This is a genomic window from Paenibacillus sp. NRS-1760 (genome assembly GCF_050467785.1).
Lineage (GTDB): Bacteria > Bacillota > Bacilli > Paenibacillales > Paenibacillaceae > Pristimantibacillus.
On record NZ_JBITPK010000007.1, the window covers coordinates 662479 to 678039 of the forward strand.

The window sequence follows — 15561 nt, forward strand, 5'->3', positions numbered from 1 at the left end:
TGGCGCATCATTATGACAGCGGTTCCAAATCTTCAATGATTTCTTCATCGATCGGAAGAATAATTTGCACCGTCGTTCCTGCTCCATATATGCTGCCGATATGAATGCCAAAGTCCTTACCGTATCTTAGCTTGATACGTTCCTCTACATTTTTCAGACCGTATCGATCCGAGTGGATCGTGCTTGCCAGCATTCTTTTCAACGTTTCCGGTCTCATACCGATCCCGTTATCAATAATTTTCAGCTCTATATGATCCCCGAGACGTTTCCCTGTAATACGAATAGCGATCGTTTCCCCAAACCAAGCATGTTTGAAAATATTTTCGACAAACGGCTGAAGAATCAGCTTAATAACCGGGATATGTGCAATTTCAGGCTCAATATCAAAATACACCTTAAAGGTATCTGCATACTTCACTCTTTGAATGTCTAGATAGGATTCCACCTGTTCAAGCTCTTTCTCAAGCGTGATATAAACATTGCCTCCATTTAGCGTAAGCCGATAAAACTTGGATAGCGCCTGCACCATCTTTGTTACTTTATCTACTTCCCCTAAGTTAGCCAGGCTGCCGATCGTCGAGAGTGTATTGTATAAAAAATGAGGGCTAATTTGCGCTTGGAGCACATCAAGCTCTGCCTGTTTTTTCTGAATGCCCTGCACATATACATTTTTGATGAGGTCCTGAATGCTGGTTGCCATCTGATTAAAAGAATCTGCAATATGAACAAATTCATCATTTCCTGTAAAACCAATTCGCTTATAAAAATTCCCTTCTTGAAACGATTGCACGAGCGTTACAATACGTTTCATCTTTTTCCCTGACAGACGGGCAACTATCACTCCGATAAACGCCATAACCAAGAAACTGATGAAGCAAACGGTACTTATCGCTTTTTTCATTCTGGTCGCATCTTTATTTAGATAGGAATGAGGAACCAACGTCTCGATCACAAAATTTGTTCCTGGAATCTCTTCCCTCACACTCAAATATGATTTCATGCTAGCCTTCTCATCTATGCTTCCTCGTTCATACAGATTAAGCCCAGAAGCCATGTCTATTAATCGCAGGCTGATGCCCTCTTCGATTGGGAATGTATCGAAATTGCCTAACAATTCATCGAAGCGAGCCGTAACGCGCAAATAACCGATCGTAGACGAAATGCCGCTGGATGTGACTAATCTACGGAAATGAGAGATGTTGTTTAGTTTCTGGTCCGAATCGACCTGAATCCATAGATGGTCCTGGAATGTAGAGGAAATGGATTTAAACCAATCCGTATTCTCTATACTGTGATGAGAAAGCACATAATAGTCACGCCTGCCAATCGGGGTGGCCATATCATCGCCCGAAACTTCAAGCATATTTTCGTTTACCGTATAGAGCGCCAGTCTAATATTGTTTCCATACAGCAGGAGAGGCGCCTTCATTTGCGGAATAATATCATCCCTCATTTTTAGCATCATATCAAGCTGGTCCCCTTCAAACTGAAGAGCGTTCTGAAAAGTAATGCTGCTGAAAAGTGTACTGGACATTCGCTGGATCTCATCCAGCTGATATTCAATATTGCTTCTCGTCTGCTTCATAGCCGTCCGAATATTCGTTTCTGCCATCTCTGTTCTCGACTCAATGAGCATCGTATAGGAGATGTATCCGATCACAGCGTCAGTCAGCAGAACAAGAATAAGATACGGAATCATCATTTTGTACGTAAACGGAATATACATTTTATTCGGAATGAATCTCTTCATTTTCTCCCGCCTTTAGCCCGTTCTAACAATAATTTAAAATGATAGCCTCATATTATTGTAATAAAAATCCATATAATTAATAAAGATATTACAGTATGGCTTCATTAAATACAATCGGTTGCAGAACGATAATAATAGAAAAATGCTGGCTGATATCGCAAAATGCCAAAAAAACCACAACAAGGTACGGTTGTGGTTTCTAAGTTTATTCTCTTATTTATTCATTCTTTTCTTCCTTTAAGCCTCACCTAATGCAGGGACTTATTTCGCTGCTATTCCTACATGCAGTCTTTTCAAAAAGTTGTTTAATTTTTCCGTACACAAGAGCATAGCAATCGCAAATATAATAATAAACCATGGGAAAATACTAATCGTTGTATTGGTTGCAAGCAATCCTAGAAAAGGGGGCACTAGCGTACTGCCTGTATAGGCAGCAGCCATCTGAAAACCCATAATAGACTGTGCGTTCTTTTTCCCGAATCGCGCAGGTGTTTCATGCAGCATACACGGAAATATCGGAGCTAATCCAAGCCCTACAATCATAAATCCGACAAGCGAGACGATAGATGGAAACGGCAGCACTAGCACTACTGTTCCGATTAATGCAATCAGCTGGCCATACCTAATCAGCATGCGACTGCTCATTTTAAATGTTATAAAACCAGTAATCATTCGACCAACTGTAATTCCGACAAAGAACCATGACACCCATTGTGCAGCTGTCGCTGCAGGCAAATCTTTAATATTAACAAGAAAGCTGCTTCCCCATAATCCCATGCTCGCTTCAATGCCGCAGTAAAATAAAAAGGTTAGCATCGCTAATTTGACCCCTTTTATTTGCCATGGCTTCTTATTTTCAGCGGCCTGCTCCAACTTCTGATCATGCAGCTCGTTTTGAGCTTCAGCATTTATCACATGGCTGCTTTTTGCAACTTTATCCCATAAAGGAAGAGAAATAAATAAAATGACGACTAAAACAAACTGAATCGCTGCAACCGTGAGATAACCATCTCTCCAAAGGTTTTGACCTGAGATAGACGAAGCCATAATAATTGGACCTAGCGTAGCTCCTACTCCCCAAAAACAGTGAAGCCAGCTCATATGATGAGCTTTGTAATGGGTAGCCACATAGTTGTTTAATCCAGCATCTACACTGCCCGCGCCAATACCTAATGGAATCGCAAAAATAATTAACCAAATAATTGAAGGAGACCATGCAAAACCAAGTAAAGCTCCTGCTGTCAGGATGCAGCTCACAAGTGTTACCTTCCCCGTGCCAAAACGGTGCAGTACGGTACCACTTATCAAGCTCGAAACGATCGTGCTTGCTGCAATAACCATAGAAATGCTCCCAGCCGTTCCTAATGACGCATTCAAATCCATTCTCATCACAGGCCATGCCGATCCGAGCAAGGAATCCGGCAAACCTAAACTAATAAAAGCTAAATAAATAATAATTAAAAAGAACGTTGCCATCGTTATCTGATCTCCTTGGTGTTCGTCATCCATTTGTTTAAGAAGGCTCACGCCTACTTATTAAAGATCTTTAATAAGTCATTATGATAATAGCAGGATTACGTCATACTGACAAGAGAATAAATCAATGCTTGCCCTATTAGTTATTACATATATTACCTGATTCATTTTATCGTCCATTAACAAATGAGCTTTATACTAACTCTAATGCCTCGCATTGTACATCATCTTTGGGAAAAAGAAAGGAATTGCATGCTATGGGAATTCATACGTACTTTCAATCACTTAACGATCTCGAACGTATCATTCGTTGCCCAGGTAAATTTAAGTTTGAAGAGCACAGTGTATCCGCTCATTCTTGGAAGGTTGTTCAATACGCCAAAACATTAGCAGATATTGAAGAAACGAACGGCGTCACAATAGACTGGAAGAAGCTTTACGAAATTACGAGCAGCCATGATTATGGTGAAATATTTATTGGCGACATTAAAACACCAGTTAAACATTACTCCTTAGAACTGCGTGGCATGCTGCAAAAGGTTGAGGAAGGCATGATCGCTCTTTTTATCGAGGAAAATATCCCTGAGGAATTTAAGCCTATTTTCCGCAGACAACTGCGCGAGGGCAAGGATGAATCCGTCGAAGGCCTTATTCTTGAAGTAGCCGATAAGCTTGATCAAGTTTACGAAGCGCTTACGGAATTGCAAAGAGGCAACACCGAAAAGGAATTTGTCGTTATGTACCGTGAAGCGCTCGTCAAAATCAAAAAAATAAAGCTGCATTGTGTAGATTATTTTTTAGAGCACATTTTACCAGACATCGTGAAAGAAAGCTCCAATTGTCCTGTCGATATTCAAAAGATTACAAAGGAAGCCTTAGAGCTGTAGCTTTCACTTCAACTCCTGTTAAATTCCGTAATAAACCTCAGCAATACATCACCTTTTATATGCCTGTAGTCAAAGCTTGCAAAATGGCAACACGCCTCATTTACCACTAATCTTCCCTCTTTTTAAATCAAACCCACTATCCCTTCTGTTTTTTAACTAAATGCCGCGAACTGTGGTTGTATAAAACCACAATTCGCCGTATTTCAATCCGTACTTTTTTAGCCTCAACGCGATATTGCCTCTTTTACTTCATTCCGTTTCATAAGCGTATTAATTGTAGCCATAATCCCTATCTCGTATGGAGTGGCAGGGATCGGTCCGACAAGCCGCTTATATTTTTCACCGCTTAATACGAATGGTTCCTCAGTTAAATACAGCATCTCAACGACCTCTTTCATAACTGGGGAAAATAAACCGAGCAGCGATAAGCCCATTTTGCCAAGCGGTATGACTGGTTTTGACGTACCTGCTGCCCTCTGGGCTATCTTTACAAAATCGCGGCCAGAGATGACACCTGACGCTGGAATATGCCAGTTCTGCTCGTAAGCATCCTCCCTAATGGCCAGCTCTACGATCATAATTGCCGCATCCGGCAAATAAACAAACTCACGGGCAACCTTCATCGTTCCAATAAATACGGAAGGTTTGCCGGCCGCAATTCCCTCTAAAGTGGATCCCAAATAGGATGCTTGGTTTGCAGATGGGCCATAATAGTCTGGTAAACGTACAATCATTTTATGCGCCTTAATCCACCGTGGGCTAAACACCATTTGCTCGTACTGCAGTCGAACCTTTCCTTTTTTAGTGTGCGGATTTTTAGGGTGATCCTCAGTTGCCTGATTAGTCGTTTTTCTCCCATAAGGATAAATGCCATCCACAACGACGATTTTTGCACCAAGCTGATTAGCGGCCTCCATAACTGCCTCTCCCATAGGGATCAGCTTCGTATGCATGTCATTGTACGGCACATTCGCGCAGCTAAAAATAACCTCATGACCTTCGCAAGCTGATATCAGCTCTTTGGTATTAAAAACATCTCCGACTTTAAGAGATAAATGCTTAGGATTACCTAAATCCATTGCAAGCTGTTTCAGCTTTTGATGAGACCGCCCGAATGCTGTAGTCTCGATTCCTCTGTTTAGAAGCTCCTCAACAATGGGAGCACCAGTACCTCCGGTAGCACCTAATACAATAGCTTTTTTCATTATTATTCACTCCTCTAATTTGTGATTGATCAATCACTAACAAACTGGCGTACGGACAATGCAAAGACTTCAAAAACAAATAACAAATCAATTACTTTGGGAAGCTTCTATCACTGTCTGTATCTAGATGCCACGGTAGCCCCTAATATGCCAAGTATTTTAAATGTAATTTTATTGATCTAGAATATTTATTGATTGATTAATTACATCAATAGGTTAAAGAGCCAAAATTCAGCTCTAATACATTAACTCCGGCAAGGATAGCGCCATCGAGACATTACACAGCATGCCTCTAGCCAAAAATATAACCGTTTTATCCTTCGGATTCTCAAGCCCAGCTTGCTGGAATGCGTTTAATACTAACTGCTGCACTTCACGGTATCCATTTCGCATAACCTCGACAATCGCTTCGTCTTTTATCGTCTGAGCCTGCATTAGCAGCAGCGTTTCATTCTGATACGATTTCATGACTTCTATATAAGCTTCAACAAGCTCCTTCTCAAGCTGATCAGGTCCCGCTGTCTCGATCACGCTGCGAAATGCAACTACGATGCGTGTCCATGAAACCTCCAAAGCTTCCTTCAACAGAATTTCCTTCGTTGCAAAAAAACGAAAAACATACGGCTGTGATATTTGAGCACGTTCAGCAACCTTTGCTGTTGTCGCGCGATAATATCCAATTTCAGCGAAAACTTCAATCGCAGCAGCAATAATATCTGTACGGCGATTAACGGACGCTGCTGTATTTTTTTCCATCGTATCTTCCACCTTTAAGTGCTCACTTGTTAGTAATTGATCAATCACTAACTGAATTGATCATAACTTATCGCTTGAAGGAATGCAATAGCTTTTTAGCTAGGCTGCAATTTAAACACATGGGTTCAATCAAATGAAATTGAAATAACGAAGACAACAGCTGCATATCCACTGTTATCTTCGTTTTTGAATAACCCATTATTGCTGTACCCACCTGCTTTCTCTATACGCGCTTAATGGGGTACGATATGATTATATATTATAAATGATATGTATTCTCACTAGTAAAATAATTCTATGTAATCCGTCACGGGGTGTGGTTATGGAATGGCATGAGACTATCACAATATGGAGCCAAACGCCGGTTAAAGTGCTTGATATTCGGCATTTGGCAATGAAGACAGGTGAGGAATTGCAAGCTTACCGCCTTCCAGCAAATGCTTTTATCTTCACTAACCAAGGTGAGGCTAAAATATGTCTTGATGGAATGGCTGTCGAATCTTCTAATTCCCTGCTGCTGCACGGCGGCAAAGGCGCTACGCTGAATATCAGCTGTCTGAGCCGTCCTTTTGACTACTATCTTATTTTATATAAACCTATGCGCGGCTTATCTACTCAATCCACGCAAAGACAAGCTGAACAGCATGCTCCATTTGGGCAGCAATATACTTTTAAAGCAAAACACCCCTTGTCTCTGCTTGCTCTGCTAGAGTCTATGCAGCAGCATTGGAAGCTGAGTGAAGAGCTGGACCGACTGCAGGTGACAGGCCTTTTCTACCAATTCGTGCATGAGCAGTTCCGCCAGCTGCGTATCGCTGATACTGAAGCTGCCCCGCCAGATCTGGCTGTACAGATCGCTCATTATATTCATGCGCATTATCACGAAACGATCTCCATGGAGATGATCGCGAATATATTTCATTACAGCACACACTACCTCTCCAGGGTGTTTAAACGAAAATATGGATGCAGCCCTATGGAGTATCTCGTTCAGACACGTATGAATCAGGCTAAGTTTTTGCTAAATGAAACAGAGGTGACCATTCGTGATATCGCCTACAGTGTCGGATATGCAGATATGTATTATTTTAGCCGCCTTTTCAAAAAGCAAACTGGCGAGACACCAGCTCAGTTCAAAATGCATAACCTCGGTTTAAAAAGTTCAGTTCGCACAAATTTTATGCCCGAATCGTTCATTGCTCCCTCCCTAGAAGAAGGTTATATTGTTAATAGTGATAATCATTATCAACAAGATGCTTGGAGAGTGGATGAAATGAGTTTTGGTTTTAAGCCTTCTTTTGCTGTAACGCTATTGTTTAGCCTATCGTTGCTGCTTGCTGCTTGTGGTGGTTCAGATTCAAATGTGCAGCAGTCTACGGAAGGCAATAATAAGCAGCAAAGTGAAAGTACAGATACATTGCCAGCAGAGGCTAGGGTTTATAAGGATGCATTAGGGCGAGAAGTGACTATCCCCGTTAAGCCGAGCAAGGCTGTCGTCATTACATACGGTGGTTATTTGCTCCCGCTAGGACTAGAGCCAGTTGGGGTCGATCAAGGTACACTTGAACAATATCCAGACACCATGACAGAGTCCGAAAGCATTGGTGATGGACTTGGCAATGCAGAGGCTATATCTGCCCTACAACCAGACATCATTATACTGCCAGACTATCATAGCGCTGAAATCTACGAAACTTATCAGAAAATAGCTCCAACGGTTGCCGTAGCATGGGGCGGCGATCCAGATGTCATCAATACGCTCCGAGCGATGGGCGATGTCATGAACCGGAAGCCAGAGGCGGAAGCATGGATTTCTAAATTCGAGGAGAAGCTTGAGCGTATCCGAGATGAGATCAATATAAACATTAAAGAAGGTACAACCGCCATCACGTTCATTCTTTATAAGGGCGAGGTTCTATTGGGAGGCAAAGGCGGTACTTTGGGCAAGCTGATCTATGAGGATTTAGGCTTCCAAATGCCAGAGCAGTTTGAGAAATTTGCAGACGGCGGCGCTGCGTTGTCGATGGAATCTTTGGCTGATCGGCCTGCCGACTATTTCTTCACACAAATGAAGGATGATGAGCTGGAAGAGATGACAAAGCTATTCCAAGAGCCTCTCTATAAAGCCATTCCCGCAGTAAAAAATAATCGTGTCTTAAACATAACCCGTAATAAATGGAATTATGGTCCTGACCTCGTGGATGAAGCCGTAGATGCTTTAATTGCACAGGTAGAGCAGTCGCAGAAATAAGGTTGAACTATAACTTGCGTAATCTAAAAAAGCCAACAACCACGCATGATTTGCGTCGGAGTTGGCTTTTTTCTATTTGGTTAATTCAATTCAAACTTATAGGCTTGGCGGTATTTGAGCGGTGAATGGCCGGTAATATCTTTGAAAATACGCCCAAAATGCGTCATGCTCTCAAAGCCGACCTTTTCAGCAATATCAGCTATTTTTAAGGTGCTCCCCGTTAAGAGCTGGCGTGCCTCCTTGATTCGAACATTGTTCAAATACTCTGTGAAGGTGAAGCCTGTGTTCTCCCGAAACATTTTGCAAAAGTAAGAGGAGCTGATGAAAAAGCTGCTGGATATGCCCTGAATCGTTTGGTTTTCATGATAATGCTGGTTCAAATAATCGACGATTTCAAAAATCTTTTTATTAATCGGATTGCTTCCGTCATGTTCAGCTGCAGGAAGCGTTGACGTCTTGCGGTAAAGGAAAATAAGCAGCTCGAACAGTAGTGTTTTTAAATAATATTCATAGCCGGGAGGCTGCTTAATAAATTCCGCAATCATTTTATCGAAAAGCTTCTCGATCATGCTTTGTTCTTGGCCGTTTAAGGGCATGAAATTTTTGCCGCTTGAAAAGCTGGATAGCACATGAAAGCTGTCATTGTAAGGAAACATATCCTCAAGGAATTCCTCTTGAAACAACAGCGTAATCCGCTCAAAAGATTCTCTGCTTGAATTGACCAGCTTATGAATCTCATTCACATTGATGATCAATAACGCGCCGCCAACCACCTGATAGCTTTTATCTTCGATAAAGTAGCTGATATCACCAGAGACGAGATAGAAGATTTCATAGCCATTATGATAATGACGTGATGGCATGCTTGTGTCAGTTTTTCTCTCACGACTAATATCAAACTTTGCAGCTTCATAAAAATTCGACTCCATAAACATTACACCACCATGTAAAGTAATGAGTTTATATTCAAAGTAATATACGTAGAAAAATGATAAATTAGATAAGATATGTGCTTATAATTCATATTATCATATGCTATATTGGTTAGCAACAAGGCATAACAACAGTGGGTGATGCATAGTAGAACATGCTTTTGGAATGAAATAACAATAATTCGAGTTAGTTTTATTAACATTTTGTAAAAGTGGGTTCAAAAAAACGAATACGGGGGTTGTCATGAAAAATCTAATAACGAAAAATCGTTTAGTGATGAGTGCACTTCTTTTGTTTTCCCTTTCTACCACGTTGTCTGCTTGCGGCGGTGAAGCCGGGTCAAAAAATAACAGCAACGAAGGGGTAAAGAACAACGGCAAGGATAAGGTTGAGATCGTTTGGGTAATGGCAGCAGACCCGGACAAAAAGGCATGGCAGGACGCAATGGTTTCGACCTTCGAAGAAAGCCATCCGAATGTTAAAGTGCGGCTTGAGAATATCCCGTACGATCAATTCGATCAAAAGCTGACTACCTTGATTGCCAGCGGCAATGCACCGGATGTTTGGAATCCCAATCAGGCGGATAGCGGATTTGCTACTTATATGAAGATGGGCGCATTGAAGGACCTTACTCCTTATATTGAGAAAGGGGCTCCCGAGCTCGATACAATGGACCCTAACCTGCTCGATATTTATAAAATCAACGGTAAAAATTACGGCATTCCGCTCGTAAGCAACGCTACTTATCTTTATTACAACAAGGACTTATTCGATGCTGCTGGCCTTTCTTACCCGACGACCGACTGGGATGATAAGTCTTGGAATTTCGATGCGATGCTCGAAACCGCACAAAAGTTGTCTCATGACGTAGGTGACGCTCGCAAGCAGGTTTTTGGCTTCTCCAGCGCATTAAGCGCAAATGCAATGACATGGCTATTCGGAGGAGATCTATTCAAGCCCGAAGCTTATACATCTGGCGTAATGGGTGAGCCTGATCTAATGAAGCCGATTAACGTCGAAGCACTGCAATTCAATGTGGATTTGATCAATAAATACAAAGTAGCGCCGAACGCAGAGACAGTAGCCGCATCCGCGCAGCTAGGCGATCCTTTCCTTACCGGCAAAGTCGGAATGTACATTTCTGGCGGCTGGGGACTCGGCTCCTACAAGCAAGCGGATTTCAAATGGGGCGTTGCGGCTGTTCCCTATCATGAAGGACGCAAGGTTACCCTTTATGTTGATCCTTGGAGCATCTCGGCAACAAGCAAGCATCCCGACGAGGCATGGGAATTTGTCCGGCATTTAGCTAATCCAGCTGAAGGCGGCGGCGCCTACCGTTACATGAATGAAGTAGGAAGAACGCCGGCAGACGCGAGCTTATTCAAGCTTTGGTATGACAAAATGGGTGCAGAAATCGGCATGGACCCTGAGGCATTCAAGCAGGTTCACGAAGGCTCGATCAAGTATGGCAGGGAAGCTGAAAACCATTTGATCGTCAAATTCAATACGGTTCTAGAAACGATGAACCAATCGCTCTATCTGGTATGGGGAGGCAAGAAGAGCATAGCCGACGGTTTGAAAGTGTTGAATGATAACCTCCTATCGTTGAATTTGAATCAATAGCAGCCAGAGCTTTAAGTAAATTTCAGCCGAGCGGATGCCCTTCATTAGAAGGCGTCCGCCGGCCCAACGGAGGTAGCCCATGAGAAAGCTTTCGCTGGCCATGAAGCGCGAGGAACGGTCGTTTTGGTTTTTCATAGCCCCTTGGTTTATCGGTTTTATATGCTTCACCGGGGGACCGATTCTCGTCTCGCTGCTGCTCAGCTTCACTGATTACAATGTCATCTCGTCCCCGACATTTGCAGGAACAAGCAATTACAGCACGCTGTTCGGAGACCGGCTGTTTTACAAGTCATTGTCCGTGACTCTCTATTACAGCGTTATGGCCGTACCGTTTACGATACTGACATCTTTAATTGTTGCCGTTCTGCTTAATCAAAAAATCAAGGGGCAATCGCTCCTACGCACGCTGTATTACGCACCAAGCATCATATCTGGTGTAGCCGTCTCCTTTTTGTGGTCATGGCTGCTTAACCCGCAGTTCGGTGTCGTGAACTCTGTCCTTTATGATTGGTTCGGCATTCAAGGACCAGGTTGGTTTACGAGCCCGGGTACGGTCGTTCCATCCATGGTACTCATGCAATTGACGGCATCAGGCAGCACGATGGTGATCTTTCTTGCCGCGCTGCAATCGCTGCCGGCAGATCTGTTTGAAGCCGCATCTATGGAAGGGGCGAGCGGTTTCGCGAAGTTCCGTAAAATTACGATTCCGCTTATTTCACCTGTCATTTTATTCAATACCATTATTAGCATGATCGGATCGCTGCAAATCTTTACGGAAGCCTACGTTATCACGAAGGGAGGGCCGGACTGGAACTCCTATTTCTACGTGTATTATTTATTTGATACTGCATTCAAGCAGTTCCGGATGGGGTATGCCTCCGCTCAGGCATGGATATTATTCCTGCTTATTTTCGCGCTGACTCTCGTATCGCTGTGGGGCTCCAAAAAATTCGTCCACTATGAATATGACTCGAAGTAAAGGAGGTTCCTTTATTATGAAGCGAAAAAAATCGTACAATCACGGCGATCTGCGTCTGATGGACAAAACAATCATCTACATCCTTCTATACGGAGGCGTTCTATTATTCGCATTTCCGCTGTTTTGGATGCTCTCCACTTCGCTTAAGACCATCGGCGAAATTCATCGCGTTCCGATGACGTGGTTTCCAGCCCATTTGCAGTGGATCAACTTTAAGCAGATTTTCATCGATGCCCCTATGGCTCGTTTCCTATGGAACTCGGTGTGGTACTCAGCCGTGACGGTAGGTGCAGTCGTATTCTCCTCGTCGATGGCCGCCTTCGCTTTTGCAAGATTGCGGGCGCGCGGAAGTATGCTTTTATTCGGGCTTGTCCTCAGTACGATGATGATTCCGTCCCAAGTCACCTTGATTCCACAATATTTGCTGTTTACAAAGCTGCACTGGACTGGCACGTATCTGCCGCTCGTGATCCCAGCTTTTACAGCAAGCTCCTTCACCATTTTTCTAATGCGCCAATTTTATTTGGGCATTACCAAAGAATTGGATGAAGCCGTCAAAATCGACGGAGGAAGCCATTTCACGATGTATTTCCGCATCCTAATTCCTCTCTCCATGCCTGCGTTCGCAACTGCGGCTATTTTGGAGCTGATATCGAGATGGAATGATCTATTCGGACCGCTCATTTATTTGAACGATATGACGAAATACCCGATTTCACTCGGGCTCGCTAATTTTACAGCTGCATACGGAGCAACACCGTGGCATCTGTTGATGGCAGCTTCGCTGGTCGCGATTTTGCCTTTGCTGTTCATTTTCTTTTTTGCTCAAAAGTATTTCATTCAAGGAATCGTTGTATCCGGCTCTAAAGGCTAAATAAATCTAGTATTCATCACGCATTCATCGGAGGTACTACATGAAGTTTGACTATCATACGCATCATGAACGCTGCGGACACGCAGTTGGTTCCGTCAAGGAATATATCGAAGCAGCAATAACACAGGGATTAGATATTATCGGCATCTCAGATCATACACCATTTTTCGCAATTGCTGAAGATCGTCCTTCCTTAACTGGCAGCATGGCAAAAAGCGAGTTTCCCACTTATATTAAAGAGGTCTTGGAGCTAAAGAAAGACTATGAAGAAAAAATAGAGGTGCTGCTCGGCATCGAAGCTGATTTTTTACCTGAACATCTGGATTTATACCGCTCGGTTATCGCTTCTTATCCTTTTGATTATGTTATTGGCTCTGTGCATGAATTCGCCGGTATCGGCATATACGATTCAGAGTATTGGGAAGGCTTGACTGCAGCACGTAAAGTGGAAGTGAAAAATTTATTTTATGATTATATCGCTCAGTCCGCCAAGTGTGGATTATATGATATTTTAGGTCATGTAGATTCATTGAATCGCTACTTCTACGGTTATCCAGAGCTCCGCACAGAAGCTGCCGACGTCACGTTGAAAGCAATTGCTGCTAGCGACGTCGTCATCGAAATCAATTCTTCCGACAACAATTGGGTGCCGGATGGCTATTTCCTAGAACGCGCGCTCCATTATGGGGTTAAGGTGACCTTCGGCTCCGATGCGCACCAGCCCGAACGTGTAGGCGAGCATTTCTCGGCCATCGGCAGCCATTTATATGAAATTGGGTATCGAGAATGGGCCATATTCCGCAAACGCGAACGGTTGATGGTTCCAATTAGTCGGTGATCGCCTTGGATAACCCGTGGGTTATTGACCATGCCACCATCCTAATCCGGTTGTCTCTGGCCGTATTTCTTGGCGGTCTCATCGGCTTCGAACGGGAGCAGCAAAATCATCCGGCTGGGCTTCGCACGCATATTCTGGTTTGCCTCGGCTCTTCGATGATCATGCTGCTGTCCATTTACGGCTTCGCTGAATTTGCGGGAGAGCCCAACGTACGGATTGACCCGGCGCGGTTAGCGACGGCTGTCATTACCGGCGTCGGCTTTCTCGGAGCCGGCACGATTCTATTCACAGGCAAGTCAATTACGGGACTGACAACAGCCGCGTCCTTATGGGTCGTCGCAGCCATTGGGCTGCAGATCGGTGCGGGTTTTTATTTTAGCGCAGCGGCAGGAACGATTCTTGTGTTCATAACATTATGGGTTTTCAATAAAGTGGAGCACCGTTTTCTGAAGAGCAAGAAGGTAAGAAAGCTTACCATTCAGGCGGAGACAGAAGAGGAGCTGCTGGACATCGTCACCCAGAGGCTTGCCAGCCGCTCGATTATGACGCAAAAAATGATGCTGCAGCGGATACGTCCATCGCTAGATATGCCGCTATGCTGGGAAGTAAAGCTTGATATCGTCGTTCCAAGAACCATGGAGCCGAAGGAAATCGTAGCCGAAATGAAACAAATCGGCGGAGTCGTTGCTGTCAGTTTTGAATAGAATAAGTAGCTAAACACCCCCGGTGGTAACCTCCGGGGGTGTTTGTTCATATTTGCACTGAAATGATGCGTTTACTAGTATATCAACTCTTTTAATTAGCGGGGTGTCGCCCCTCCTCATCGTGCCATCTACAAGCCTAACTTTTGCCCCTTCTCCAGCCGCAAAATTCTGCTCTCTCCCTCATTCGCCAGTTCTCTAAACTGACTAATGGTTTCACGCATACGAGGAAGCGCCTCCTGCTTATAGGTGCTAATTGAATCTAACGCCGACAGCACATCAACAAAAGCCTGTTTCATCGTGTCGACTGAAATATTTGTTTCAAGTGATTGCTTATGGATCGCTGCACCTTGGTCTTTCAGCATTTTTGAAGTGCCGCTGATGAGAGTGTCCGTGGTTTGATTAAGGAGCTCAATCTTTTTTAGTACAATCCTTTGATTGTAGAGTGCGCTGGCTACTGTGACTGAAATTTTCAGGGCAGAAACGGTAACATTCCTCGCTCTGTCTACCCCTCTCATGAGCTCCTTATTATTTCTCATCACAACTTCAATTGCCATAATCCCCTGTTGATTAACGACCAGCATTTGCTGCAAATCCATGAGACGCTGGCGCAAAGGAAACAAAACTTCCTCTGTAATGAACAGGATTTTGTCTTCAGATTCTTGACGCAGTTTAGCTGCTTCGATCTGCGATTCAATTTCCGAATCCATTAACACACCCAGTTGGATTTCCTTTTGAAGCTTTTTAGTGAGCTCCCTGAGAGCATGCTGCTCAATCTCCAAGGTTGTATTATCATTTTTCAATACCGTTTTTCCCTTATCCAAAGAAATTATGATGTCCGAAATGACAGCATCTGCTTTCTGGTACTTTACAAAATAACGCCGCAAAGGGTTAAACAACATACCTAAAACCCCGCTTTTCGCAAAATCTATGACGCTGGGATCTAGATCTTTTAACTGAAGATGCAGCTCCGCCAAGCCCTTGGCTACCTGCCCGCCTTCATCCCCTGTTTTGGATAAGTTCCCTACAGAAACCTGCAAAAGAGCATTTTTCTCCGAGGATGACCGCATGGAGCTCATCCCAAAGCTATCGATGGATTGCAAGACCGCCCTCCGTTTCTCCAATGACTCGATATCCAATGCCAAAATCGTAGAAACATTATTTAAAGCCAGCTCCTTCAGCTGCGTTAATTCCTCTGGCTCGGGCTTAACCTGCTCCTCCATTGCTGATTTCAATTTTTCCTCACTAATCACTTCCATAGAAAATGACATTGAAGCCCCTCCTCATT

The 15561-nt window shown here is 43.6% G+C and carries 13 protein-coding genes; 7 read left to right on the forward strand and 6 right to left on the reverse strand.

The annotated features are described in order from the left end of the window. Window positions 1-10: 10 nt before the first annotated feature. On the reverse strand, window positions 11-1750 hold the full coding sequence (locus ACIFSR_RS06920) for a sensor histidine kinase (RefSeq protein WP_430056106.1): 1740 nt from the start codon (window positions 1748-1750) through the stop codon (window positions 11-13). Between the two features lie 261 nt (window positions 1751-2011). Beyond that, entirely contained in the window at window positions 2012-3226 is a 1215-nt protein-coding gene (locus ACIFSR_RS06925) for an MFS transporter (RefSeq protein WP_430056108.1), read from the reverse strand. Between the two features lie 257 nt (window positions 3227-3483). Here ACIFSR_RS06925 and ACIFSR_RS06930 point away from each other — a divergent pair, with 257 nt between their 5' ends. Beyond that, window positions 3484-4113, forward strand: coding sequence for a YfbR-like 5'-deoxynucleotidase (locus ACIFSR_RS06930; RefSeq protein WP_339206107.1), 630 nt, complete (start codon window positions 3484-3486; stop codon window positions 4111-4113). A gap of 224 nt (window positions 4114-4337) precedes the next feature. Here ACIFSR_RS06930 and ACIFSR_RS06935 read toward each other — a convergent pair whose 3' ends face one another. Continuing rightward, window positions 4338-5318, reverse strand: coding sequence for an NAD(P)H-binding protein (locus ACIFSR_RS06935; protein ID WP_430056111.1), 981 nt, complete (start codon window positions 5316-5318; stop codon window positions 4338-4340). 237 nt (window positions 5319-5555) lie between these two features. Then, window positions 5556-6074: a TetR/AcrR family transcriptional regulator gene (locus tag ACIFSR_RS06940; RefSeq protein WP_339206105.1), complete on the reverse strand. Its 519-nt coding sequence runs from the start codon at window positions 6072-6074 to the stop codon at window positions 5556-5558. 322 nt (window positions 6075-6396) lie between these two features. Between ACIFSR_RS06940 and ACIFSR_RS06945 the strand changes: the two genes are divergently transcribed. Continuing rightward, window positions 6397-8325 (forward strand): ABC transporter substrate-binding protein, encoded by a 1929-nt coding sequence (locus ACIFSR_RS06945; RefSeq protein ID WP_430056113.1) that lies wholly within the window; start codon window positions 6397-6399, stop codon window positions 8323-8325. Window positions 8326-8405: 80 nt separating this feature from the next. On the opposite strand, the gene ACIFSR_RS06950 is transcribed toward ACIFSR_RS06945, so the two are convergent. Further along, complete coding sequence (locus tag ACIFSR_RS06950) at window positions 8406-9254, reverse strand: AraC family transcriptional regulator (protein WP_430056115.1); 849 nt, start codon at window positions 9252-9254, stop codon at window positions 8406-8408. Window positions 9255-9501: 247 nt separating this feature from the next. Between ACIFSR_RS06950 and ACIFSR_RS06955 the strand changes: the two genes are divergently transcribed. The 5 genes from ACIFSR_RS06955 to ACIFSR_RS06975 all read left to right on the forward strand — a co-directional run bounded on the left by ACIFSR_RS06955 (window position 9502) and on the right by ACIFSR_RS06975 (window position 14276). After that, the gene (locus ACIFSR_RS06955; protein ID WP_430056118.1) at window positions 9502-10881 is read left to right on the forward strand and encodes an ABC transporter substrate-binding protein; all 1380 of its coding nucleotides are present in this window, start codon (window positions 9502-9504) and stop codon (window positions 10879-10881) included. Between the two features lie 79 nt (window positions 10882-10960). Next, window positions 10961-11860, forward strand: a complete 900-nt coding sequence (locus tag ACIFSR_RS06960) for a carbohydrate ABC transporter permease (RefSeq protein ID WP_076270705.1) — start codon at window positions 10961-10963, stop codon at window positions 11858-11860. Between the two features lie 16 nt (window positions 11861-11876). Continuing rightward, window positions 11877-12734: a carbohydrate ABC transporter permease gene (locus ACIFSR_RS06965; protein ID WP_076270706.1), complete on the forward strand. Its 858-nt coding sequence runs from the start codon at window positions 11877-11879 to the stop codon at window positions 12732-12734. Window positions 12735-12774: 40 nt separating this feature from the next. Further along, complete coding sequence (locus ACIFSR_RS06970) at window positions 12775-13572, forward strand: histidinol-phosphatase (protein ID WP_430056121.1); 798 nt, start codon at window positions 12775-12777, stop codon at window positions 13570-13572. Between the two features lie 5 nt (window positions 13573-13577). Then, the gene (locus tag ACIFSR_RS06975; RefSeq protein ID WP_076270708.1) at window positions 13578-14276 is read left to right on the forward strand and encodes an MgtC/SapB family protein; all 699 of its coding nucleotides are present in this window, start codon (window positions 13578-13580) and stop codon (window positions 14274-14276) included. A gap of 128 nt (window positions 14277-14404) precedes the next feature. On the opposite strand, the gene ACIFSR_RS06980 is transcribed toward ACIFSR_RS06975, so the two are convergent. Next, a complete protein-coding gene (locus ACIFSR_RS06980) occupies window positions 14405-15544 on the reverse strand; it encodes a toxic anion resistance protein (protein ID WP_339206099.1) in 1140 nt (379 codons plus the stop codon). Window positions 15545-15561 lie beyond the last annotated feature (17 nt).